This window comes from Staphylococcus condimenti (assembly GCF_001618885.1).
GTDB classification, from domain to species: domain Bacteria; phylum Bacillota; class Bacilli; order Staphylococcales; family Staphylococcaceae; genus Staphylococcus; species Staphylococcus condimenti.
On the sequence record NZ_CP015114.1, the window covers coordinates 475,018 to 500,749 of the forward strand.

The 25,732-nt window shown below is 35.4% G+C and carries 14 protein-coding genes and 1 pseudogene; 3 read left to right on the forward strand and 12 right to left on the reverse strand.

Annotated elements, in window-relative coordinates; genetic code table 11:
* Positions 1–119 precede the first annotated feature (119 nt).
* The 8 genes from mprF to parE all read right to left on the reverse strand — a co-directional run bounded on the left by mprF (position 120) and on the right by parE (position 15,831).
* Entirely contained in the window at positions 120–2,645 is a 2,526-nt protein-coding gene (gene mprF / locus A4G25_RS02460) for a bifunctional lysylphosphatidylglycerol flippase/synthetase MprF (RefSeq protein WP_047131147.1), read from the reverse strand.
* A 173-nt stretch (positions 2,646–2,818) separates the two neighbouring features.
* The gene (locus A4G25_RS02465; protein ID WP_047131148.1) at positions 2,819–4,045 is read right to left on the reverse strand and encodes an AI-2E family transporter; all 1,227 of its coding nucleotides are present in this window, start codon (positions 4,043–4,045) and stop codon (positions 2,819–2,821) included.
* Positions 4,046–4,260: 215 nt separating this feature from the next.
* Complete coding sequence (gene ptsG / locus A4G25_RS02470; RefSeq protein WP_167542110.1) at positions 4,261–6,330, reverse strand: glucose-specific PTS transporter subunit IIBC; 2,070 nt, start codon at positions 6,328–6,330, stop codon at positions 4,261–4,263.
* Positions 6,331–6,468: 138 nt separating this feature from the next.
* Entirely contained in the window at positions 6,469–8,496 is a 2,028-nt protein-coding gene (ptsG, locus tag A4G25_RS02475) for a glucose-specific PTS transporter subunit IIBC (protein WP_047131150.1), read from the reverse strand.
* A gap of 122 nt (positions 8,497–8,618) precedes the next feature.
* Positions 8,619–9,479, reverse strand: coding sequence for a glucose PTS transporter transcription antiterminator GlcT (gene glcT, locus A4G25_RS02480; protein WP_047131151.1), 861 nt, complete (start codon positions 9,477–9,479; stop codon positions 8,619–8,621).
* Between the two features lie 179 nt (positions 9,480–9,658).
* Positions 9,659–11,122, reverse strand: a complete 1,464-nt coding sequence (gene alsT / locus A4G25_RS02485) for a glutamine transporter AlsT (protein WP_047131152.1) — start codon at positions 11,120–11,122, stop codon at positions 9,659–9,661.
* 285 nt (positions 11,123–11,407) lie between these two features.
* Positions 11,408–13,834, reverse strand: coding sequence for a DNA topoisomerase IV subunit A (parC, locus tag A4G25_RS02490; RefSeq protein ID WP_047131153.1), 2,427 nt, complete (start codon positions 13,832–13,834; stop codon positions 11,408–11,410).
* Positions 13,831–15,831 (reverse strand): DNA topoisomerase IV subunit B, encoded by a 2,001-nt coding sequence (gene parE / locus A4G25_RS02495; RefSeq protein WP_047131154.1) that lies wholly within the window; start codon positions 15,829–15,831, stop codon positions 13,831–13,833. Before parE ends, parC begins: the two co-directional genes overlap by 4 nt.
* Before the next feature lie 292 nt (positions 15,832–16,123).
* Here parE and plsY point away from each other — a divergent pair, with 292 nt between their 5' ends.
* Both plsY and A4G25_RS02505 read left to right on the forward strand, forming a co-directional pair.
* A complete protein-coding gene (plsY, locus tag A4G25_RS02500) occupies positions 16,124–16,732 on the forward strand; it encodes a glycerol-3-phosphate 1-O-acyltransferase PlsY (RefSeq protein ID WP_047131155.1) in 609 nt (202 codons plus the stop codon).
* Positions 16,733–16,935: 203 nt separating this feature from the next.
* Positions 16,936–17,253 carry a HesB/YadR/YfhF family protein gene (locus A4G25_RS02505; protein ID WP_047131156.1) on the forward strand — a complete coding sequence of 106 codons (318 nt, stop codon included), beginning with the start codon at positions 16,936–16,938 and terminating at the stop codon, positions 17,251–17,253.
* A 55-nt stretch (positions 17,254–17,308) separates the two neighbouring features.
* Here the strand turns inward: A4G25_RS02505 and menI are convergent, their stop codons facing one another.
* The 3 genes from menI to A4G25_RS02520 form a co-directional block, all read right to left on the reverse strand.
* A complete protein-coding gene (menI, locus tag A4G25_RS02510) occupies positions 17,309–17,770 on the reverse strand; it encodes a 1,4-dihydroxy-2-naphthoyl-CoA hydrolase MenI (protein ID WP_015900241.1) in 462 nt (153 codons plus the stop codon).
* 119 nt (positions 17,771–17,889) lie between these two features.
* Positions 17,890–20,595: an aconitate hydratase AcnA gene (acnA, locus tag A4G25_RS02515; RefSeq protein WP_047131157.1), complete on the reverse strand. Its 2,706-nt coding sequence runs from the start codon at positions 20,593–20,595 to the stop codon at positions 17,890–17,892.
* 258 nt (positions 20,596–20,853) lie between these two features.
* Positions 20,854–22,488, reverse strand: coding sequence for a BCCT family transporter (locus A4G25_RS02520; RefSeq protein WP_047131158.1), 1,635 nt, complete (start codon positions 22,486–22,488; stop codon positions 20,854–20,856).
* A gap of 387 nt (positions 22,489–22,875) precedes the next feature.
* Between A4G25_RS02520 and mscL the strand changes: the two genes are divergently transcribed.
* The gene (mscL, locus tag A4G25_RS02525) at positions 22,876–23,298 is read left to right on the forward strand and encodes a large conductance mechanosensitive channel protein MscL (RefSeq protein ID WP_047131159.1); all 423 of its coding nucleotides are present in this window, start codon (positions 22,876–22,878) and stop codon (positions 23,296–23,298) included.
* Positions 23,299–23,349: 51 nt separating this feature from the next.
* Here mscL and A4G25_RS13375 read toward each other — a convergent pair.
* Positions 23,350–23,913: pseudogene (locus A4G25_RS13375) on the reverse strand (SbcC/MukB-like Walker B domain-containing protein); the annotation flags it as partial.
* Positions 23,914–25,732 lie beyond the last annotated feature (1,819 nt).

Sequence of the window (25,732 nt, forward strand, 5' to 3'; positions counted from 1 at the left end):
TTAAATAAATTTATCCTGGCTTCACACTTTTTTAATAAAGCAGCTTGATTATAGTCAATCTTTCTAAAGCAAAAAACCTGATTGCCTTTATTCAGACAATCAGGTTTAATATTAAGCTGCTAATTTTTAGAACGGATGACACGAAGTACTTTGACCATATTCTGTCCAAGCGAACTATGTCTTGAATACACTAAGTACCTCGGTTCCCAATTCGGTTTGAATTTTTCTTTATACTGTCTTAAACCTCGGAAGCGGTATAAATTATTAAAATGTTCAAAAATGCGACCGGCAATACGTTCATTCAAATATGAAAATTCAGTTTGGCCTACGTTAGAAAGTGTCGCCATGCCCATGTTGAACGCTTTATAATCATGTTCTTGACCCCATAACAGCATATGCAGATACAAACCATCCATTAACGGTAAATCAACATCCGGCAGCCAGCGGATCAAATCAATTGAAATGGAATCGTTATAGTGCGTCGGCATTAAACTGCAAAATGCAATAATTCGGCCGTCTTTTTCTTTCAAGATACCGACAGGTGCTTTTGAGATATAGCTTTCTGTAAGCTGACCTACAGAAAAATGCATTTCATTTTTGCCATCCAACCATGCATCACTGACATGTTTAAGCTCAGCAAACATTTCTTTTGAAAACGGCGGTTCTACTATTTCGAATTCAATTTCTTGATCTGTAATTTTATTTAAGGTTGCTCTGAAACCTCTGCGTTTTTTGCCTGATGTCGTAAAAGTAGTCAGATCAATAACCGCTTCTTCACCTAATTTAAAGAACTGATTACCAAAATCGTGATATAAAGGCATATAACGATCACTTGCTTGATAGAAGATGATTTCATAACCCATTGTAAGTGCATAATCATAAATCGATTCCAATAAATGATTGAAACGTGCTGGATTACCGATAGGATCTCCTAATACAACCAGTGTATTGGATTTATAACGATACATAACAAATGCTTCTTGTGAATCATCCATAAAGACATCTTTGTCTCCGCTGTGTATCAAGTGACTTAAATAGTTGCCGCCATATTGTTCGATAATTTCTGAACAACGCTCAAAATCCGGTGTTGGACGTGCTTTAGAATAAGCTTGTTCAAATAACCATACAATAAATGCGACGATGATAAAGATAACAATCGCAGTCATCCATAGATAATAGCGCAATAAAGACGTATCCAGCTCAATTTTATAGGCATCTAAAGCATTCAGCACGATTTTAATGACATAGTGGTTCAAAATCAGCATCAGTGCACTGACAATAAACATCGCTACAATATGACGCATACGTAATGGGCGTTTTAAAATTGTTGTTTTATTGAATGAGTAAACCAGCAATGCAAATAAAACAACGAGCCAAAACATCAACAATATCGATGTATTCAAGTAGAGCGTGATTCCGAATATTAAAATAATCGCAACGAGTGCAAATAAAATAGCGCGTCGGCTTTGTTTGAAAATACCGCGTACATTCAACATTAAAATTAAACAAGCACTCGTATGAATCGTTACGATAATATAATAAAACATATGGTTAGGATCATATAATCCATCATAAATAATCGATACGTTATTCAACAAGAACATTAAACTCGTCAACGCAACGAGTAAACCTAAAGATAATGAAGGAATTTTAGAGAACATTGACTTTTGATATGAGAATAAAAACGATGTAACTTCTTTAGCCGGTGTATAGTAACGAGATTGTTCAATATAACGTCTTGCAGATGTTCCGAATTCAAAAATGGATAATATCATTGAAATTAAAAGCGGAATAAAGTAATACGCAAAACGATACATTAAGAGGCCTAAAACTATTTTTTCTTCAGGTAACCCTAAATATTTCAGTCCTACTAAAATCACGACATCAAAGGCACCGAATCCACCTGGAATAAAACTGATCAGACCTGCAATTGCAGCAATAATAAAGATACCAATTACAGATGTATAAGGTACCTCTAAATGCACAACACGTAATGAGAAGTACAAGACAGTACTTGCTGCAATCCATTCAACTGCAGAAACCAGTGTTAAATAGACACCTGTTAAACGATGATTTTTTTGCACGGGTTTCTTAATTGTGAAAATAATAAAGGCCGGCAAGAATAAGGCCACGATATACATCATGATATGTACAATCTGATATTTATCTAGAAGATGCGAGGCATTAAAGATATGCGTTACAACAAGAATAGATAAAAAACTTAATCCTGTCAGCATAGATAATAAAACTAATGATATATAATGCATCAGTGTTTTGGTATCTTTAGTGTAATTTTTATAAATGGCCAAACGCATGCCTGCACCAATGAAACCCCCAAAACCAATAATGGAGTTCAGCGCATTAATGATATAGCTGATTCTGAATATCTTCCCTGCTGATATTTTCAATTTCAAGGTACGTACCATAATAAAGTCATAAAAGCTGAGCAGTAAGATAGAGGCGCCGCCTAACGCAAATACACCTGTTAATTCTGCTCTGTTTAATTTTTCAAAAAGAATAAACGCCTTTTTGAAATCCATTTTAGAAACCTCTTGGTACAAAATGGAGGCAACGATAATGAATAATACGGTCGCAAAAACCACTTTCGCAATTGTCAGGAGACGGCTTTTTAATTCTTTTGACATTTTTTCACTCAATTCTCTTTTCTTATTTTATCAGAAATTAATTATTTGATTCATTTGTTAACAAATAATTCCAAACTACATAATAGAAATATACCACATTCCTAAAATTTTAAAAATGTAAAAACAGGCAATCACACCTAACAAAAGTGTCATTGCCTGTTTGATTTCCTGTATTAACGTACTTCGTTGTTAGGATTATCTTTCCACTCTTCGCTTGATACTTCATAAGGTTCCGAATCCTGACCGTAATAACGGTTATAGCGACGTTTGAAGATATCAAAGAGATGCATCACTAACACTTTTAAGACAGCATAACCTGGTATTGCTAGAATTACACCGACAACACCTAATAGATTTCCGGCACATAAAAGCACGAAAATAATTGTTAATGGATGGACTTTTAAAGTTTTACCCATTACGTTAGGTGAAATGAAGTGACCTTCAAAGAATTGAACTAATGTCCATACAACTACTAATTTTAATAACATAATCGGTGAAGTAATCAATGCAATGACAATCGCAGGTGAAATTGCAATGGTAGGACCTAAATAAGGCACTACACTTGTTACTGCTGCGATACATGCAAGCACTAAACTGTAATCTAATCCGATAATCGAATATCCGATAAACAGCAGAATACCGATACATAATGATACAAACATTTGTCCTTGAATGTATGAACCTACTTGCAAGCTCATGCTTTCAATCACTTCATGAAAATCTTGACGGAATTTCGGCGGTACGATTTTAATTGCTGTTTCTTTAAAGTGATGACCGTCTTTTAAGAAGAAAAAGAGTACAAATGGTGTTGTAACCAAAACTACTCCGACATTAACAACCGCTTCAGCAAACGACATCACTTTTGTTCCGAATCCATCAAAATAATCTGAAACCATCCCTGGTACTTTTCTAGCAAACTTATCTAATTGATCTTGAATCTGACCGTAAAAGTTGGATAATCCTGTACCTTTCGACATGCTCGTCACCTGATCAACAATATCATTGAATTTATCAACATATCGCGGCATATGATGACTGAAAGTTTTAATTTGACCGCCGATAATAGGAATTAATAAGTTAACAATCAATGCAATGACTGCTGCTGCGACACAGTATAAAATAATAATTCCCCATAATCTTGGTATACGATAACGTTCCATAAGATTAATAATCGGATTAAATAAATAAAAGAGAATGAGTCCTAGAATAACAGGTGCCGCTATGGTATTAAAAATAATCACAAAAGGCTGGAATATGTATGAGACTTTATCAAAAATAAAAATCGTAATACCGATAAGTATCAACATGACTAAGCCAAATAACAAATTCTTGCCTCCGATAAATTTCATAAAACGTGTTTCACTCAATGAGAAACGCTGTGGCTTATCGTTATTTGCCATATAATTCACCATTCCTTGTGCTTAATTAAACATATTCTATCGCTTCTTTGTAAAAAAAGAAACTTTTAATGCTAAAATGCTTGTTTTACCTATATATATTACCACGCCTATTCTAAAAGAAACCGAACAATTTTTTAAAAGTGTTGATTATACGTCGTCTGCTAAATACAAAAAAGAGCAACCTGTATCAGATTGCCCTTTCAATTCACAGTATGTTAATTATTGATCAAAATTAACTTTTCACCTTGTTCTACTTTTCCTGTATGCAAGACTTCGATATTTGCGCTGCCTGCATTTGTAATAATAATCGGAGTGATTGTATCATCTGCATGTTCTTTGATGTAATCTAAATCTACTCTCATCAATGGCTGACCTAAGATGATATTTTCATTTTCTTTCACTAAGATTTCAAAACCTTCTCCTTCTAATTTAACCGTTTCTAAACCGAAGTGAATCAGAAGTTCAATGCCATCTTTAGATTCTAAACCGATAGCATGTTTAGTCGGGAAGATCATTTTAACTGTACCATCAAACGGTGCAACAACTTCTCCTGTTTCAGGTTTGATTGCGATACCGTCACCCATCATTTTTGCAGAAAAGACTTTATCTGGCACTTCACTTAAATCAACCGCTTCACCTGTAATCGGTGCGTAAATCAATGCGCCGCCTTCAGCTACAATTTCAGCTGTTTCGACATCTCCATCTTCTGTAACAGTTATTTCAGCTGGAGAAGTAATCTTGCCATCCATAATCTGCTGCATATCATGTTTGATTTGATCAGATTTCGGTCCGAAAATCGCTTGCATATTATTACCGACTTCAAGCACACCTGATTCACCAAGTTGTTTTAATTTTTCTACATCTACTAATTCTTTGTCTCTGACTTCTACACGTAAACGCGTAATACAAGCATCTAGATGTTTAATATTTTCTTTATTGCCCATTGCTTCTAATACTTCAAACGGTAACTCACTAACAGAAACATCTTTACTTTCAACTTCTTTATCTTCACGACCTGGTGTTTTCAAGTTTAATTTTTTAATTAAGAATGTGAATAAGAAGTAGTAAATTACAGCATACACGATACCTACTGGAATAACTAATAATGCATTTGAGCGATCCCATGATAATAAACCATATAGAATGTAGTCGATAAATCCGCCTGAGAATGTCATACCGATTTGAACATGCAGCAAGTGCATAATCAAGAATGAAGTACCTGCTAAAATAACATGTGCCACATAAAGAATCGGTGCGACAAATAAGAATGAGAATTCTAAAGGTTCAGTAATACCCGTTAAAAATGATGTTAAAGCAGCAGATAACATTAACCCACCGACTACTTTACGGCGTTCTGGTTTGGCTTGACGATAAATCGCAAATGCTGCTGCCGGCAAACCGAACATCATAAATGGATATTTACCTGTTGTAAATGCACCAGATGTAAATGGAACACCATCTTGATATTGCGCCATCCATATACGTTGGTCACCACGTACTAAGTTGCCCGCTTCATTAACATAATGTCCAAATTCAAACCAAAATGGCGCATAGAAAATATGATGCAGACCGAACGGAATTAAAGAACGTTCAATAATACCGAAAATAAAAGTCGTTAATGCTAAGTTTTTACCTAATAAGAAATTAGATAAGTTGTTTAAACCATCTTGTACAGGCGGCCAAACAAAACTTAATACAATCCCTGTCACGATTGCTACAAGAGATGTAATAATCGGCACAAAACGTTTACCTGCAAAGAAGCCTAAGAATTGAGGGAGCTGGATATTATAGAACTTGTTATAACACCATGCTGCAAGTGCCCCGATAATAATACCTCCGAATACACCTGTTTGTAATGTCGGTATACCTAAAACCAAAGCATGCGCTGGATCTTTAGCAGATTGCCCCAGTGTTTTCGCACCATCTGCGTAACTGAAAATATCATCAATCGTAATACCTGCAATTTTTCCCATCGTCGCACTCATAATCAAGTATCCGACTAAAGCTGCAATCCCTGCTACACCATCTCCGCCTGCTAATCCGAGTGCAGTACCCATCGCAAACAACAATGGCAAGTTGTCAAAAATAACTTGTCCTGAAGATTCCATAATCTGACTGATTAATTGAATATAATGATTTTCCATCCATGGCGCAAAGTGCAAGATTTGTTCGTTGTGCATCGCGTTACCAAATGCTAATAAAATACCAGCAGCCGGTAAAATCGCAACTGGCAGCATCAATGCTTTACCAATTCGTTGTAACTGACCGAAAAACCTTTTTAACAGATTTTTCATTGTTTCCTCCTAAGTTGTAAATTCTAAAAAAGACATGAACAAAACCAGCTTCACTAGGTTCATTGTCCATGTCTGAAATCTGTCACATGCAAAGAATTTATACTTTTATCATTTATCGCAGTAGTGATGTTATTTCACTAAAATAACTTTATCACCTTGTTTAACTTCACCATGTTGCAATACTTCCATCGTACGACCATTTAAGTTCGTTACAACAATCGGCGTAATTGTACTATCTGCATTCTCTTTGATGTAATCTAAATCAACTTTCATTAATGGTTGACCTAATACAATATTTTCATTTTCTTTCACTAAGATATCGAAGCCTTTACCTTCTAATTTCACTGTTTCTAAACCGAAGTGAATCAATAATTCGATACCATCTTTAGATTCTAAACCAATAGCGTGTTTAGTCGGGAAGACCATTTTAACTGTGCCATCAAACGGTGCCACGACTTCTCCTGTTTCAGGTTTGATTGCGATACCGTCACCCATCATTTTTTCAGAGAAAACTTTATCTGGTACTTCTGCAATATCCACAACTTCACCTTTAATCGGTGCATATACAACACCGCCGCCTGCTGCTGCGATTTCAGCTGTTTCTTTATCGCCTTCCTCAGTGACAGTTGTCTCTTCTGGCGATGTAATTTTACCATCCATAATTTGCTGCATATCGTGTTTGATTTGATCAGATTTCGGTCCGAAGATTGCTTGCATATTATTGCCTACTTCAAGTACCCCTGATGCACCTAAGTCTTTTAATTCTTGAACATCTACTTTTGCTTTGTCATTGACTTCAACACGTAAGCGTGTGATACAAGCATCTAAGTGTTTAATGTTAGGTTTTCCACCCATAGCATCCAACACTTTGAATGGCAATTCACTCGCTGCTACGTTTGAAGATTTAACTTCTTTATCTTCACGACCTGGTGTTTTGAAGTTAAACTTAACGATAAGGAAGCGGAAGATAATATAGTAAATCGCTGCATAAACCAATCCTACAGGGATAACCAACCACCACTGTGTTTTATTCGGCAATATTCCGAGTAAGAAGAAGTCGATGAATCCACCTGAGAACGTATAACCGAGATGAAGGTCTAATAAGTATAAAATTAAGAATGATAGACCATCCAACACAGCATGAATAAAGAATAATAATGGTGCTACAAACAAGAATGAGAACTCTAAAGGTTCAGTAATCCCTGTTAAGAATGAAGTTAATGCACCTGATAACATTAAACCTGCGACCACTTTTTTATTTTCTTTTTTAGCTGTTTGATAAATCGCTAAAGCTGCTGCCGGTAAACCGAACATCATCACAGGGAATTCACCTTGCATGAATTTACCTGCTGTTAAAGGTACATTATCACGGATTTGTTCGATAAAGATACGTTGGTCACCGTGAATAATTTGTCCTGCTGCATTTTTATATGATCCAAATTCAAACCAGAATGGTGCATGGAAAATATGATGCAATCCGAATGGAATCAATAAACGTTTGATGAAACCGAATAAGAATACGGCAAGACCTGTGTTAGATGCTAATAACCCTTCACTGAACACGTTTAATCCACCTTGGATTGACGGCCAAATAATCGCCATCGGGAAAGCTAAAATAAACGAACATGTTGCCATCATAATCGGCACAAAACGTTTACCAGCAAAGAATCCTAAATAACTCGGTAACGATATGTTATAAAACTTGTTATAACACCAAGCGGCCAGCGCACCGATAATGATACCGCCGAACACACCTGTTTGAAGTGTAGGTATACCTAATACGTTGGCAAATCCTGTTGCAGCATCTGCTGCTTTTTCAGGTGTAACCCCTAAGAACATTCCCATCGTTTTATTTAAAACGATAAAACCGACGAACGCTGCAATCGCTGCAACACCATCACCTGACGCTAAACCAATGGCAACACCAAGTGCGAAGATAATGGCCAAGTTATCAAAGATAATCCCGCCAGCACCTTCCATCATTTTTGCGACATTTTGAAAACCTTCTGCTTTAATGAATGGCATAAGGCTTTGCAATGCATCGCCTTGAAATGCATTACCTAATGCGAGCAGTAAACCTGCTGCTGGCAAGATTGCAACCGGAAGCATTAAAGCTTTACCAATACGTTGCAACTGGCCGAAAAACTTTTTCCACATAAAAGTTTCCTCCCAAATATGAAATTGTAAATATCAAGAATAGATTCAACAGCAAACAAAAAAGGCATGAGTAAGAAAGTTGGATTGCTCCAAACTTCATCACTCATGCCTAATCGAATTAGTTACACGTTCGTATTCTTTTCATTTTGTTGTGTGAAGTGATTGATATGCAGTGTTAAATAGATTAATTCCGCTTCATATACTTCCACATCCAGATGCTGCTGCATCATTTTAATGATTTTAACAGCTATATTATAGCATAGCGGATAATGCGCTTTCAACATGTTTCCGAATTCGTCATTAACTTGTATCACTTCACCTTTTTGCAGCCGTCTGATTAAAAATTGGATATGACGGATAAAGCGCTGGTATTGAATTGAATTCGTATCAATTTTATATTTCAAATCATGTTCCATAATCAAAATACTTTTATTAATAATCTCATTTGTCAAACGAACTTCATGCATTGATAAATCATCTTTGCTGCTTGCAATATGCAATGCTATAAAACCAATTTCATCTTCTGGAAACTCAATATCTAAAAGTTTATTTAAATGCTGAATCACATTAACAGCAATTTCATAGGATTCAGAGTAGAGCTGTTTCGTTTCAATCAAGAAAGGATTTTTGATGAACTGCTGCTGTTTAATACGTTTATACGCAAAAATAATATGATCCGTTAGTGCAACCATCAAATCTTTATCTACTACAGTTCGGTCAGCATTTGTAATGATATCCATTGCTTCAATAATCGTTTGCAGGACTTTATCATCAGCAATTTCAACTAATGCTTTGTAATGTTCTTGATCTTTCTTTTGTTCTAATTTATAAACTTTATCAATCATTACAGAATCAGAAAGTTCCATCCCTTTCTTTTTATTAAAGCCGATACCCTTACCAATCAGAACAACTTCATGGTGCCGGTCGTCTGTACAGATAATGACGTTATTATTAAGTGCTTTCTCTATGACGTAGTTGCTCATGCTAACCACCTTTTCTGTTACGTTCTTATCATTATTATAGTACTCATTATTCTAAAACAGAATATACTTATTCAATATTAGTGTCCATTCTACCACATTCTTTTATCCACTTGAGATAGAATTTGAAGTGTTTTTATAAAAAAAGAACATCGAAGCAGCTTCGATGTTCTGAGTCATATTTATTTACGACGCGTTAATTGTTTTGATGGATCTCCCCAACATTCAATACCGAATAAATTAATATCTAAGTTTTCTGGTTTGAAAATTGGTTTCTTACCTTCTTTACGTTGTCTGAAGTAATCTTTCATAACCGCAAGCGCAATATTCGATAAACCGATGATTGCAACTAAGTTAACAATAGCCATCAAGCCCATGAATACATCTGCTGTGCTCCATACTGTTTCAGTTTTAATAACAGCACCGAAGAATACAAGCACTACAACTAAACATCTGAATATAAATAATATTGTCTTATTGTATGATAAGAATTCAATATTAGATTGACCATAGTAATAGTTGCCGATAACAGATGAAAATGCAAACAATGTAATTGCGATTGATAAGAAAATACCGCCTGCACTGCCTAAATGTTCATTTAATGCAGATTGTGTTACAGCGACACCTTGAGGTGCACTTTCACCGAATTTCAAACCGCCATATAACAAGATAACAATCGCTGTAGCTGTACATACTAAAATTGTATCGAAGAATACACCTAAAGATTGCAATAAACCTTGTTTAACTGGGTGTGGAACCGCTGCTGTTGCAGCCGCGTTCGGAGCCGAACCCATACCAGCTTCATTAGAGAATAAACCACGTTTAATTCCTTGTAATACAGCTGCACCGACAGCACCGCCTGTTGCTTGTTCAACGCCGAATGCATTTTTGAAGATTGTCGCAAGCATCGGGATGATTTGATCATAGTTCATCGCTAAAATTACGAGAACCACACCGATATAGATAATTGCCATAATCGGTACAATAATAGAAGATAATGTTGCGATACTGCGCACACCGCCGAAGATAATAATTGCTGTTAATACTGCTAATATGATACCTGTAATTACAGGACTAATATGGTATTGTGTATTCAATGATTCTGCAATCGTATTAGCTTGTACTGTATTAAATACAAAAGCAAACGTTACAGTAATTAAGACTGCAAAAACAATACCTAACCATTTTTGATTAAGACCTTTTGTAATATAATACGCAGGTCCTCCTCGATATCCGCCGTCTTTATCAGGCACTTTATATACTTGAGCTAACACTGCTTCTACAAAGGCACTTGCTGCACCAATTGAAGCAATAATCCACATCCAAAATACTGCACCCGGACCACCCAGCACAATTGCAGTTGCTACACCCGCAATATTACCAGTACCTACACGAGAGCCCGCACTGATTGCGAATGCTTGGAAAGGAGAAATACCTTTCTCGCCGTTTTCTAGTGTTTCGGGTTTTTCAACTAATGCACGCAGCATTTCTCTAAATGATGTGAACTGGATAAATTTAGAACTGATGGTAAAGAAAATTCCCGCAGTCAGCAATAAGCCGATCAAGTATTGTGACCAAATTAAATCATTTCCAACACTGATAAAGGCTTTAAACCAACCAGGGATTAAACTATCAAAGTCTTTCAATGTTAAAACCTCATATTCTCTTTAAATTTATGTAAAACGTTACACATTGAATTTGAAATTCAAGCCTTGCGATAAGACTCAAATTTCTATTTCCTTTAAATCAAAAAAATAGCAAGTGGTTCAATTCTGCAAGAGAATGTTTACCGCTTGTTATTTGGTTAATCTATTTTCTATTTTATCATCTTACAATATTCCTGACTATATTTTTTTGAAAAGTATAGAATTTCACTTATTAAAAAAGCTGTTTGAGTAGGTCGTAACCTATTCAAACAGCAATTCATTTAATTATTCATCCTTTGAAGTATCAAGCGCACTAACAGATAGTGCATTCACTTCACCGAATTCATCTGTATCCACTACAAATGAACCATTCGTATATTGTTCAGTAAGATGTATATCGCTTACTTTTCCAGAAAAACTATCTTTATTTGAATAAATAGTATAGATACTTTCTGGGTTTGTGATAACATCAGCACCAACAATACGATGTGGTCTTGACTTCAATTCTTTCAGAAGCTTGATACCACGTTGTGCTCGTTTGGCTTCTGATAAAACTTTAAATCCGATGCGTTTAACAGCACCGCGTTGTGTCGCCATCAATATCGTGTCGTTCGGCTGAATGAGCTGTGTCATTTCTACCACATCATCGTCTTTCAGGTTGATAGATTTAACACCAGCTGCACGTAAACCGGTACTAGATAATTCATCTGTTGAATAAGTAAGTGACATACCTGTATGTGTCACAATCGTAATCAGTTGATCTGCTTCAATACGCATCACATTGATTAATTCATCATTGTCTTTTAATTTCATCGCAATTAATGGTTTATTAAAGCGTGTTGTTTTAAAGAGTTCAAGTTCACTTTTCTTAATCATGCCGTTTTTCGTCGCCATGATATAATCAGCTTTTTGTTTAAAGTCTGGTTCTGTGAAGACATCAAGCACATATTCATCATTTTCAATCGGCACGAGTTGTGAAATGTGCTGACCTAAATCTTTCCATTTTACATCTGGCAATTTATGCACTGGAAGATAGAGGTATCGCCCTTTATTCGTAAAGACTAAAGCAATATGCTGTGTATTGGTTTCAAGGTGACGCAGTAATGCATCGCCCTCTTTCAAGCCAACTTCATCTACACGATTTGCATTGAAACTACGTACAGACGTACGTTTGATATATCCATCGCGAGATAAACTTAAAATAGTTTCTTCGCTTGGAACAATGACTTCTTTAGAAATTTTAATTTCAGCGATTTCCGCTTCAATACGAGACAAACGATCTGTTTTGAAACGTGTACGAATTTCTTTTAATTCGTCTTTAATCACATTTAACAAAGCATCGTGATTATCTAAAATATTACGTAAATCATTAATTTTAGCTTCTAATTCATCATGTTCTTTTTCTAACGCAACAATGTCAGTATTTGTTAGACGATATAATTGTAAAGTCACAATCGCTTCTGCTTGTTCTTCTGTAAAATCAAATTCAGCTACTAAATTATCTTTTGCATCTTTTTTATTTTTAGAACCGCGGATGATTGCGATGACTTCATCTAATACTGATAAAGCTTTCATCAAACCTTCTACAATATGCATGCGTTTTTCAGCATGGAATAAATCATAGCGTGTACGTTTAGTGACAACGTCGATTTGGTGATTTAAATAACTGTCGATAATTTCACGGATTCCCATTAATTTAGGACGGCCGTCACTAATTGCGACCATGTTGAAGTTATAAGAGATTTGTAAATCTGTGTTTTTATATAAGAAGTTTAAGATGGCATCGCTATTTACATCTTTCTTCAATTCAATCGCAATACGTAAACCTGTTCTATCTGTTTCATCACGTACTTCAATAATGCCATCCACACGTTTATCAGCACGTAATTCATCGATTTTTTTCACAAGGGCGCTTTTATTCACTTCATATGGAATTTCAGTGACAATTAATTCTTGGCGTCCACTTCTTAACGTTTCTGTTTCTACAGTAGAGCGTACAACAATGCGGCCTTTTCCTGTTTCGTAGGCTTTCTTAATGCCGTCTACACCTTGGATAATACCGCCTGTCGGGAAGTCAGGTCCCTTCACATATTTCATTAATTGGTTGACTGAAATATCAGGATTATCAATATACTTCAGTGTAGCTTGAATGACTTCACCTAAATTATGCGGCGGAATATCTGTTGCATACCCTGCTGAAATACCTGTAGAACCATTGATTAAAAGGTTCGGGAATCTTGCTGGGAGCACCATAGGTTCTGTTGTAGTATCATCGTAGTTCGGTACAAAAGGTACTGTGTCTTTATTGATATCACGCAGCAATTCTTCTGATAACTGGCTTAATTTTGCTTCTGTATAACGCATCGCAGCAGGTGGATCATTATCGATACTACCATTATTACCATGCATCTCAATTAAGACATGACGTAATTTCCATTCTTGACTTAAACGTACCATTGCATCATAAACAGATGAATCACCATGCGGGTGGTACTGACCGATAACATCACCGACTGTTTTGGCACTTTTTCGGAAGTTTTTATCGTAAGTGTTACCGCTGTCGTACATCGCATACAAAATACGACGTTGTACAGGTTTTAATCCGTCACGTACATCAGGTAATGCACGTTCTTGGATGATATATTTACTGTATCTGCCGAAGCGGTCACCAATTACATCTTCTAACGAAAGGTCTTGGATAATTTCGCTCAATTCTCTTCCTCCTCACCGTATTCATCTTGATCTAATATTTGGATTTCGTCATTTTCCAAAATACTTTGATCCTCTTGAAGTCCGAATTCAACATGGCGTTCAATCCATTCACGTCTCGGAGCTACTTTATCGCCCATCAGTGTCGTTACACGTTTGGATGAGCGCACTTCATCTTCGACTTGGACTCTGATTAACGTTCTAGTTTCGGGATTCATTGTTGTTTCCCATAATTGGTCAGGGTTCATTTCACCTAAACCTTTATAACGCTGCAAGCTGAATCCTTTACCAAGTTTCTTCTGTAATTTTTCTAATTCATCATCTGTCCAAGCATATTCTACTTTTTTAGATTTGCCTTTTCCTTTTTCTAATTTATAAAGTGGCGGCAATGCGATGAAAACACGTCCTGCTTGTACGAGTGGTTTCATATATTTGAAGAAGAAAGTTAACAACAATACTTGGATATGCGCACCGTCTGTATCAGCATCTGTCATAATAATGACACGGTTATAGTTACTGTCTTCAATTTTGAATTCGTTACCAACCCCTGCACCGATTGTATGGATGATAGTATTAATCTCTTCGTTTTTAAAGATATCATCTAAACGTGCTTTTTCTGTGTTGATGACTTTACCGCGTAAAGGCAGAATTGCTTGATATTTACGGTCACGGCCTAATTTAGCTGAACCGCCTGCAGAGTCACCCTCTACAAGATACAATTCTTTTTTCTCAGTATTTTTACTTTGAGCTGGCGTTAATTTACCCGATAACAATGTATCTTTACGCTTATTTTTCTTGCCTGTACGAGCGTCTTCACGCGCTTTTCGTGCAGCTTCACGGACTTGTTGTGCTTTTACTGCTTTTTTTACAAGCGCTTTTGAAAGTTGTCCTTTTTCTTCTAAATAATAAGGCAACTTTTCTGCCATTACAGAATCTACAGCACTACGCGCTTCTGCAGTTCCTAATTTCGACTTTGTTTGTCCTTCGAATTGCAATAGTTCTTCAGGAATACGTACCGAAATAATTGCAGTTAAACCTTCACGAATATCATTACCTTCTAAGTTTTTATCTTTTGCTTTCAATTCACCAATTCGACGAGCGTAATCATTAAAGACACGTGTCATCGCTGTTTTGAATCCGACTTCATGTGTTCCGCCGTCTTTGGTACGTACGTTGTTGACAAAACTCAAGATACTTTCAGAGTATTGGTCATTGTATTGGAAGGCAACATCTACTTCGATACCATGTGATTCTCCAGAAAATGTAGAAACATCATGTAAAACTTCTTTTCCTTCATTGACGTAACTTACAAATTCCTTGATACCTTCTTCATAATGATAGATTTCTTCTCGCTCTTTACCAGAACGTAAATCTGTCAAAGTAATTTTTAAATTTTTAAGAAGGAATGCAGACTCTTGCAAACGTTCGCTTAATGTATCGAAGTTGAAGGCTGTTGTTGATTTGAAGATTTCAGGATCAGGTTTGAAAGTGACTTTCGTACCTTTTTTACGTGTTTTCCCTTTCTTTTCTAATCCTGTTGCAGGCAATCCGCCTTTATTAAATTTTTGTTCATAAATATATCCATCTCGATATATTTCTACATCCAGCCATTCACTTAATGCATTGACTACTGAAGCACCAACGCCATGCAAACCACCAGAAGTTTTATAGCCGCCTTGGCCGAATTTACCGCCGGCGTGCAATATCGTAAAGATAACTTCAACAGTTGGTTTTCCTGATTTATGAATACCCGTCGGCATACCTCGTCCGTTATCTTCTACTGTAATACTATCATCTTTATTGATAGTTACTTTAATCTCATTACCGAAACCATTCAATACTTCATCGACTGAATTATCAACGATTTCATATACTAAATGGTGTAAACCTCTTTTATCGGTTGACCCAATATACATCCCCGGTCTTTTGCGGACTGCTTCTAATCCTTCAAGAACTTGAATTGAATCATCCGAATAATTTTGTCGTTTATTTGTTGCCAATCGATTCTTCGCCTCCTACAAACATACGTTCGTTTATAAAACATTACATTAAACATTCTTACTTAAAATCTGGCAAATTGCAAGCCAGAAATTATTTTTAATGACGTATCAATTTGAGTTATGTGTAAAATATATTCTTGTGTATACAAATTTCTATCTTGTATTTTTCATATATTGACGTTTTATTCTATCATTTGTAAAATGTGTAGAAAAATTTCTTTGATAGGTTCTCAAACTATAACTCAGATATGGTAAAATAACGTTATCATCAACAAAGGATGTGTCATGCAAAATGATGATTGTGCTTATGCTTTTGCTCGCCTACCTTGTAGGTTCATTTCCGAGCGGAGTTATCATCGGTAAAATTTTCTTCAAGAAAGACATCAGACAATTTGGAAGCGGCAATACAGGCGCCACAAACAGCTTTCGTGTGTTAGGACGACCTGCAGGTTTTGCCGTAACATTTTTAGATATATTTAAAGGTTTTATTGTGGTTTTCTTCCCGTTATGGTTCCCAGTACATCCGACAGGTTCAATCAGTGAGTTTTTCACACATGGATTAATTGTCGGTGTCTTTGCGATTTTAGGCCATGTTTACCCGATTTTCTTGAAATTTCATGGTGGTAAAGCCGTTGCAACAAGTGCGGGTGTCGTATTAGGAGTTGCCCCAATATTATTATTAATATTAGCAGCAATTTTCTTCCTTACTTTGTATTTAACAAAATACGTATCTTTATCAAGTATTGTTGCGGCTATTTGCTGTGTCATCGGATCACTGATTATTCATGATTACATCCTATTGGCCGTAAGTGTGGTTGTAGCAATCCTCTTGATTGTCAGACACCGTTCCAATATCGTACGTATCTTTAAAGGTGAGGAACCTAAAATTAAATGGATGTAAATGAAACAAACTGGGGCATTTTAATGTTCCGGTTTTTATTATTTTAAATCAATTATGAAGAATATTTGTACTCTGAGTAAATTTTTCTAAAAAATTTTGCGATTTCATGTTAAATTACACACCAAAACGGTTATAATGCATTATATAAATCATCACTCACTTTGATTTATAAATATCCGGTAATAATGAGAGGAGTTTTTACCATGGAATTCAAACTTACAGATAACGCAGTGAAATGGTTTAAAGATGAATTTGAGTTGCCGCAATCAGATAAAGCTATCAAATTTTTTGTACGTTATGGTGGAGAGAAACAATTAAAACAAGGTTTCAGTCCAGCATTTAACATTGACAATAAATCAGATCAAGCCGTAGAAATCGGATTTGAACAAGATTTCAATGGAGTAGATGTCATTATTGCCGAAAAAGACTTATGGTATTTCGATGGTGAAGATTTAACTATTGATGTAGATAATCGCGATGAAATAGAATTTGTACACAATAACGCTTCTCATGCGTCATAAAATATAGAGTTAGATTGAACGCGCAGTTGTTAAATCAGCTGCGCGTTTTTATTATCTATTCAATTCCGTTTGTAACCTCGAAATTTTCTCCAGCTCTATTTCTTTTTTCAACTTCTTGATAAGTTTCATGCCAATCTGGAAAATGACGATCTAAACGTATAGGTGTACGTGTATCTTCTGTCATACAAATTAATTCTGTAGAACCTTTTGTAGTAACTTCATCATTTTCATTATAAATTTCATAACAATATAACGAGCGAATGCGAGAATAACGTTCTACCCACGTTTTGATTCTTACTTTTTCTGGATAAGTCACAGGTTTAATATACTTAATATTTAAATCAGTAACAGGTGAGATAATACCGCGTTTTTCCATATCCGCATAATTAAAACCTAACTTGCTAATGTAATCGGTACGTGCGACTTCGAACCACGTCGCATAATTACCGTGATAGATGAAGCCCATCTTATCGGTTTCTTGGTATCTTGCTTCAATTTCAGTAATACTATAAATCATGTTTTTACCACGCTTTCTGTACTCATTTGCTAAATTATCATATCACAAATAAAAGAGACTAAGATAGTAAGGACACTATCTCAGCCTCAATCTATTCAAGTCTAAAGTTAATGGTTAACTTAAGCGTCTTGTAATTTTTTACGTAATACTAATTGTAAGATACCACCATGACGATAGTAATCTAATTCAACCAGTGAGTCGAAACGAGCGATTGCTTCAAATTCAACAACTTCGCCTGATTCTTTTTTCGCTGTTACTTTAACTTTGTCATGAGGTTTTACATTTTCATCGATATCAACAGAAATTTCTTCTCTGCCGTCTAATCCTAGGCTGTCAGCTGATTCGCCATCTAGGAATTGTAATGGAAGTACACCCATCATAACTAAGTTTGAACGGTGAATACGTTCGTAACTTTGCGCGATAACTGTTTTAACACCTAAAAGGTTTGTACCTTTAGCTGCCCAGTCACGTGAAGATCCCATACCGTAGTCATTGCCTGCTAATACAACTAAGCCTGTACCGTCTTCTTTGTATTTCATTGCAGCGTCATAAATCGGCATTACTTCATCAGTTGGCCAATAAGTTGTGAAGCCACCTTCTGTACCAGGAGCTAATTGGTTTTTAATACGGATATTCGCGAATGTACCACGAACCATTACTTCATGATTACCACGTCTTGAACCGTAAGAGTTGAACTCTCTGATTGGTACATCGTTTTCTTGCAAGTATTGACCTGCAGGAGTATCTTTACCAATTGCACCGGCTGGTGAAATATGGTCAGTTGTTACAGAATCACCGAATTTACCCATTACACGTAAGTTTTTCAATGGTTCGATTGTACCAGGTTCTTTAGATAAACCTTGGAAGAATGTTGGGTTTTGAATGTAAGTTGATTTAGGATCAAAGTCATATAATGGCTCATCAGTTACATCAATTTCATTCCACATTTCGTTGTTAGTGTATACATTTGAGTATTCTTCACGGAATAATTCAGGTGTAACAGCACTATCAACTGCATCTGCTACTTCTTTAATTGAAGGCCAGATATCTTTCAAGTAAACATCGTTTCCGTCTTTATCTTTACCTAATGAATCATTTTGAAGGTCGATATCAACAGTACCTGCTAAAGCATAAGCCACAACTAATGGAGGTGATGCTAAGTAGTTACCTTTTACTAATGGATGGATACGTCCTTCAAAGTTACGGTTACCTGATAATACAGAAGTTACTAATAAGTCTTCTCCTGAAATTGCTTTTTCGATTTCTGGTAAAAGCGGACCAGAGTTACCGATACAAGTTGTACAACCATAACCTACTAAGTTGAATCCTAGTTCATCAAGATATTCTTGTAAACCAGAATCAGCTAAGTAACCTGTTACAACTTTTGAACCTGGTGCTAATGAAGTTTTAACAAACTCAGGAACTTTCAAGCCTTTTTCAACAGCATTTTTAGCTACTAGACCAGCACCTAACATTACATAAGGGTTAGATGTGTTTGTACATGATGTAATCGCAGCAATTGCAATATCACCAGTAGTCATTTCAGCAGTTCTGCCATCTTCAAATTCAATTTTAGCTTTTTTATCGAATTCTGATTCATCATAACCAAAGCCTTGGTTACCTGCTGGTGCAGTTACAGATTTTTCGAATGATTCTTTCATGTCGCCTAATTTAATCAAGTCTTGTGGACGTTTAGGGCCTGATAAAGAAGGTTCAACAGTAGATAAGTCTAATTCAACAACATCTGTGTATGATGGATCTTCTTTTGTTACATCAAAGAACATATGGTTTTGTTTCAAATATTCTTCAACAAGTTCAATTTGTTCTTCAGAACGACCTGTTAAACGTAAATATTTAAGAGATTCTTCGTCTACTGGGAAGAAACCACATGTAGCGCCGTATTCAGGAGCCATGTTAGCGATTGTAGCACGGTCTGCTAATGGTAAGTGTTGTACACCTGGACCAAAGAATTCAACGAATTTACCTACAACGCCTTTTTTACGTAATTCTTCAGTTACGCGTAACGCTAAGTCAGTTGCAGTTGCGCCTTGAGGCAATGCATTTGTTAAACGTACACCAATAACTTCTGGAATTGGGAAATATGAAGGTTGGCCAAGCATACCTGCTTCAGCTTCGATACCGCCAACACCCCAGCCAAGAACGCCAAGACCATTGATCATTGTTGTATGTGAGTCTGTACCTACTAATGTATCAGGGAAAGCTACTGTTTCGCCGTCTACGTCTCTAGCATGTACAACATTTGCTAAATATTCTAAGTTTACTTGGTGAACGATACCAGTTGCTGGTGGTACTGCATTGTAGTTATCGAATGCTTTAGTTGCCCAGTTTAAGAATTGATAACGTTCAAAGTTACGATGAAATTCTAATTTCATGTTACGTTGTAAAGCATCAGGATTAGCATAGCTGTCAACTTGTACAGAGTGGTCAATAACTAAATCAACTGGTACTTCTGGGTTGATTTTGTTAATATCTCCACCTACATCATCCATCGCTTTACGTAATGAAGCTAAATCTACTACAGCTGGAACACCAGTGAAGTCTTGTAAGATTACGCGTGAAGGTTTGAATGGAACTTCGCCTTCTCCGCCATTGCCGAATTTTGATAACCCTTCGATATGCTCATCAGTAATAACAAACCCGTCTTCTTGACGCAAAACTGATTCTAACAATACTCGAATTGAGTATGGTAATTTGTTGATGTTTGTTAAACCTTGTTCTTCTAATGCTTGCAAATCATAATAAGTGTACGTTTTGTCATTAAGAGAAAACGTTTTCTTTGCTTGCTCTTTTAAGTTAGAAGACATGTATAATCCCCCCTGATTCAATATTATGCCTTTATCTAAATTGTATAGATATAAGTAAGGGATTACAACTATTAAACAGTAGAAAACGCTTCTAAATCGTTTTTGTTTTTTAATCAGTAAGTATAAGTATTATTTATCATATACACCTCGTGTAATAAGTATCTTTTATTGATTGAGAATTGTTTTCAATTAACCCTGCTATTTTCAATAAAAAAACTACCCCGCATAATTTGCGAGGTAGTTCATTATTACCTAGTATTATGAATGAGATTGTTCTGATTGTTGACGCGCTTTACGTTTATCTAAAATATCTTCTTCATAATCTTGTTGAGAATATTTTACATATTCTTCTAAGCGATGTTTATTAGGCATTAATGTCAAGCCTAAGAATTTACGTTCTCGGTTCGCATCTTTGTAGAAGCTGATCATCATCAGTATAACGATAATGGAGAATGGCAACGCACTGATTATCGCAGCACTTTGTAATGAGTTTAATCCTGTATCTCCACCAGAAAATAACAGAATGAAAGCGATAAGTGATTGTGCAATACCCCATGAAACTTTGATATAAGATGATGGTTCTAACGAACCGAATGAAGTTTGCATACCTAAAACGAATGTTGCTGAGTCTGCTGATGTAATAAAGAATGAAGCAATCAACAATAGCGCTACAATAGATAATACAAAGCCCATTGGCAAGTGATGGAACACACCGAATAATTGAGTTTCAGGCGCCATTTTGAATAATTCATGGTGTTTTTTACCAGTTTCAATTCCTAGTACACCAAACACGCTGAACCAAATAAAGCTGACAATTGCTGGTACTAGCAATACGCCTGACATAAATTCTCTGATTGAACGTCCTTTAGAAACACGGGCAATAAATACACCCACGAATGGACTCCAACTTAACCACCAGCCCCAATAGTATAGCGTCCATGATGACATCCATTCACGTTTTTGGGGATTTAATGCCGCAGTGTCAAAACTGTTGAATAAGAATGAATTGAATAAGCTACCTGTTGAGCTTGTCATCATATCCAAAATAAGAACTGTTGGTCCGACAATTAAAGCGATAATCATTAATATTGCCCCTAATCCAATATTAAGGTTACTCAAATATTGGATACCTCTGCTTAGGCCAGACCAAGCTGAAGCGATAAAGAGAATTGTAACGATAATAATAATTACACCTTGAACCCAAACATTGTTTGGAATTCCAAATAAGTAATTTAATCCACCATTGATTTGCAGTGCACCCATACCTAGTGATACAGCAACACCGACAACTGTTGCGAATACTGCTAATACGTCAACGATTGTGCCGATAGGTCCATCTACTTTATCTCCTAAAATCGGACGTAAAGTTTTAGATAATAGGCCAGCTTCTCCTTTTCTAAACTGAGCATAAGCGAGTGCCAAAGCAACTACGCCATATACTGCCCAAGCGTGGAAGCCCCAATGGAAGAAAGAAGAACGTAATGCTTCCGTATAAGCTTGTGCTGTTTCTGGCTTAGCATTCGGTGGTGCAGCAAAATCTCCCATAGGTTCAGCTGCGCCGTAGAACACTAATCCAATTCCCATTCCAGCGCTGAATAACATTGCAAACCAAGAAATAGTGTTGAATTCAGGTTTGTCATTCGGTTTCCCTAGTTTAAGTTTACCGATCGGGCTGAAAATCAAGAATACACAGAAGAATACGATTATCGTAGTTAGAATTAAGTAATACCAACCCAAATCATTGGTAATCCAAAGTTTGACGCTATTTGTAATTTTGTCAAACTGGCTAGGAAAGATAGCTCCGGCTAAAACAACGATTAATACTAGAATCGATCCGTAAATAAATACCGGTGATAGCTTCTTGCCATTATTACCATGCTGAGAAGAATTCATAATCAATTACTCCCTTTCTATTTATTTTATTGTCCAAAAAATATAAAACTGATTTTATAAGAAAAAATCATTTTCGTGAAAAACCATTTACTAGCATAACAAAGGACTAGCATATAATCAAATTTGTCCAAAATAAATATATGATATATTAATTATTGATTAAATCATAAATATTTTTTAGCTTAATTTGATTATTTGTTTTTTATATCAGACATCATACTTATGGTCTATACCCCTTTTTTCGCTTTATAAATATGTAAGCGTTTTAAAAAACGAAAATTATTCCTTTTACGAAAATTTGTAAAAATGACCCAAAACAACTATTTTTTTTCTTAAAAGATTTATTGTATAATATACTTTAGTAAATTTAGGAGGATATCTATACTTATGTTTAAAGAGTTCAAAGAGTTTGCCTTTAAGGGGAATGTATTAGACTTAGCAGTCGCTGTAGTAATGGGTGCTGCTTTCAACAAAATCATCACTTCGTTAGTAACGTACATCATCATGCCGTTAATCGGTGTTATCTTCGGTACTGTAGATTTTGCGAAAAACTGGTCATTCATGGGAATTAAGTACGGTTTATTTGTTCAAGCTGTCATCGATTTCTTAATCGTTGCTTTCGCCCTATTCCTTTTCGTTAAATTAGCAAATACTTTAATGAGAAAAGAAGAAGCGGAAGAAGAACCAGAAGAAAACATTGTTTTACTTACTGAAATCAGAGACTTATTACAACAACAAAATGGTACTGTTACAAGCGAAACAACTGACATCATCACCGAAACTGAAGATGTTGACAATAAGAAATTTTAGTTCTAGCTAAATAAAAACGACTTGCTGAATCGCAAGTCGTTTTTTTATATGTTAAAACTTAAATTGTGTTGTGCTTTGGTATGCATCGGTTTTGACCTCTAAAATTGTAGGAATCCGTTGTTTAAGCTCACTCACGTGAGAAATAATACCAACCATTCTGCCTGTTGATTTGATATTTAGCAATGTATCTAATGCAGTTTCCAAAGTTTCTTGATCCAGTGTACCGAACCCTTCATCTATAAACATAGATTCTAAAGTAATTCCTCCGGACTCTTGTTGTACAACTTCACTTAATCCTAACGCTAAAGCTAATGACGCTTGGAAGGATTCTCCTCCTGAAAGTGTGGATATATGGCGGGTTTTATTTGAATGTGAATCGAATACCACAATTTCTAATCCACTATAACCTTGCGTTACAACTTCGCTGCGTTTTAAAATATATCTATTATTTGTCATGTTCATAAAACGCTTATTAGCATACTCTAAAATCATTTCCAAATAATAAACTAAGACATAATTTTCTAGCGTCAGTTTTTGAATATTTTTACCTGATAATATTTCTGCTAAATCAAAAATCTCTTGTTGTTCAGATAATTCTTTTTCTAAGACATCAATATATTCTTTTATTTCTTTGAAATTGCCATCATTTAATTGAAGTTTAAATTCATGTTCATTTAATCGCTTCGATTTTTCTTCAAGAACGTTCTTTTGTGATTCAAGATCTTCTGATAACCTTTCTAAATCCGGTTTCTCTTGATTGCCAATATGTGCTTTCAATTCAGCAATTTGATGCGATAAGTTATTTTGCTTTTCTTTATATGATTTAATTTGTGTTTCAATTTGATTTTTTTCTGGCATCAAATCTAATATTTCTTGAACTTCCTCAGTGCTTTGTATACCGATATTATCCATCTCTATTTTAGATTGTTGTTCTAGTTGTTTTTTCTCTTTTTCGTTTCTTTGAGTTGATCTTGTGCTGATGTGAGTTTTGTTTGCTCAACTGCTAACTTTTGTTTTGCATCTGTTTCTTGTTGTTTCAACGATTCAGTTTTATTTTTGTATGCTTCAACAGCTTCTTCTTTTTTTATAAAATCGCATATAAAATCATCTGTCTTTTTAAAACCTGTTCCATTTTCAAACGCTTCAATTAAACGATTAATTCTTTCTGTCTCTGCTTTTTTCTGAGTGAGCGCGAGTTGAAGATTTTGAATCGCTTCTTTAATTTCCTGAACTCGAGTTTGTGTTTTTTCAATTTCTTTATTACGGTCATCTTGGTACTGCTTGTCTTTTTCTGCTTTTTTGAATTGTTCATCCAACTCATCAAGTGTTCGTTGGTTATTGTCCGGATATTCTTTGAGGTTATACTTGTCGCTTTCATTTTTGAGGACACTATATTCAGCTTCTAATTTTGAATATGCAGTTCGAATAGCTTCTTTATTTTCGTTCAAGTAGTTCAGTTTTTCTTTTTGAGCTTTTAATTGTTCAAAGTCCAAATGATCTGACAATGAATTAATAGTATTACCGCAAATAGGACATTGATCTCCAGGTTGCAGCATCGACTGAAGTTTTTTAATCATTGCTTCTTGGTTATCCAGCTCCAATTGATTTGTATTAAATTGTGAAATTGCTTCTTGAACTTCATCTAACTTTTGAGTTTTGTCGGTCATCGCTAGTTCTAATACTTTTATTTTTTCTAAGCGTTGTTTTTGTTCTTTATCTTTTTCTATAATTTCTTTTGTATCTTTAATTTGTTGTTTCAAATCAAACATTTGTTGCGTAAGATGATTAAGTCTTTCATAATCAGGTCGTTCATTTTGATGTATCGCTTGGATTTCACTTAATAACTGTTCATTTTCAGCTAAATCTTTTTTCGATTGCTCATAATCTTTCTGCACTTGATTTTTTGAATTATATGCACTTTGGTATTGTTTAATATTTTGGTAAAAATACTGCGTATCATTGATGAATTTACGCTGCATTTCTATCTCATTTTCTCTTTCAAACAGTATTTTTTGTTCTTCTGTAATTTTCTGCAGACTAGATTGGTTTTGGTGAATATTATTTTCAACTTCCTCACACTTAACATTTAATTCATTCAACTTTTGAGTTTGTACATCGATATTTTCGACGATTTGATGCAGTGGTCGTACTTCTTGTATTTTTTTCAGTTTTATTTCGAGCGCTTCAATTTCAGATTCATGTTTTTCAAGTTCTTTTAATTCCTCTATTAACGCTTTTTGATTATTCATTTTTTGATTTAAATCTTCAGCATTTCTATAAGATGTTTCAGCTTTTTGTTTAATTTCTTCTTGTTGTATTTTTTCTTTTTCTAAATCCTTATAAATATCTCTTCCAATATTTTCAAAATCAGGAATCGCATTTAATAATTTTTCAGTTTGTATACTCGGAAGTGTTTTATGTGCTTGCAGGCTTT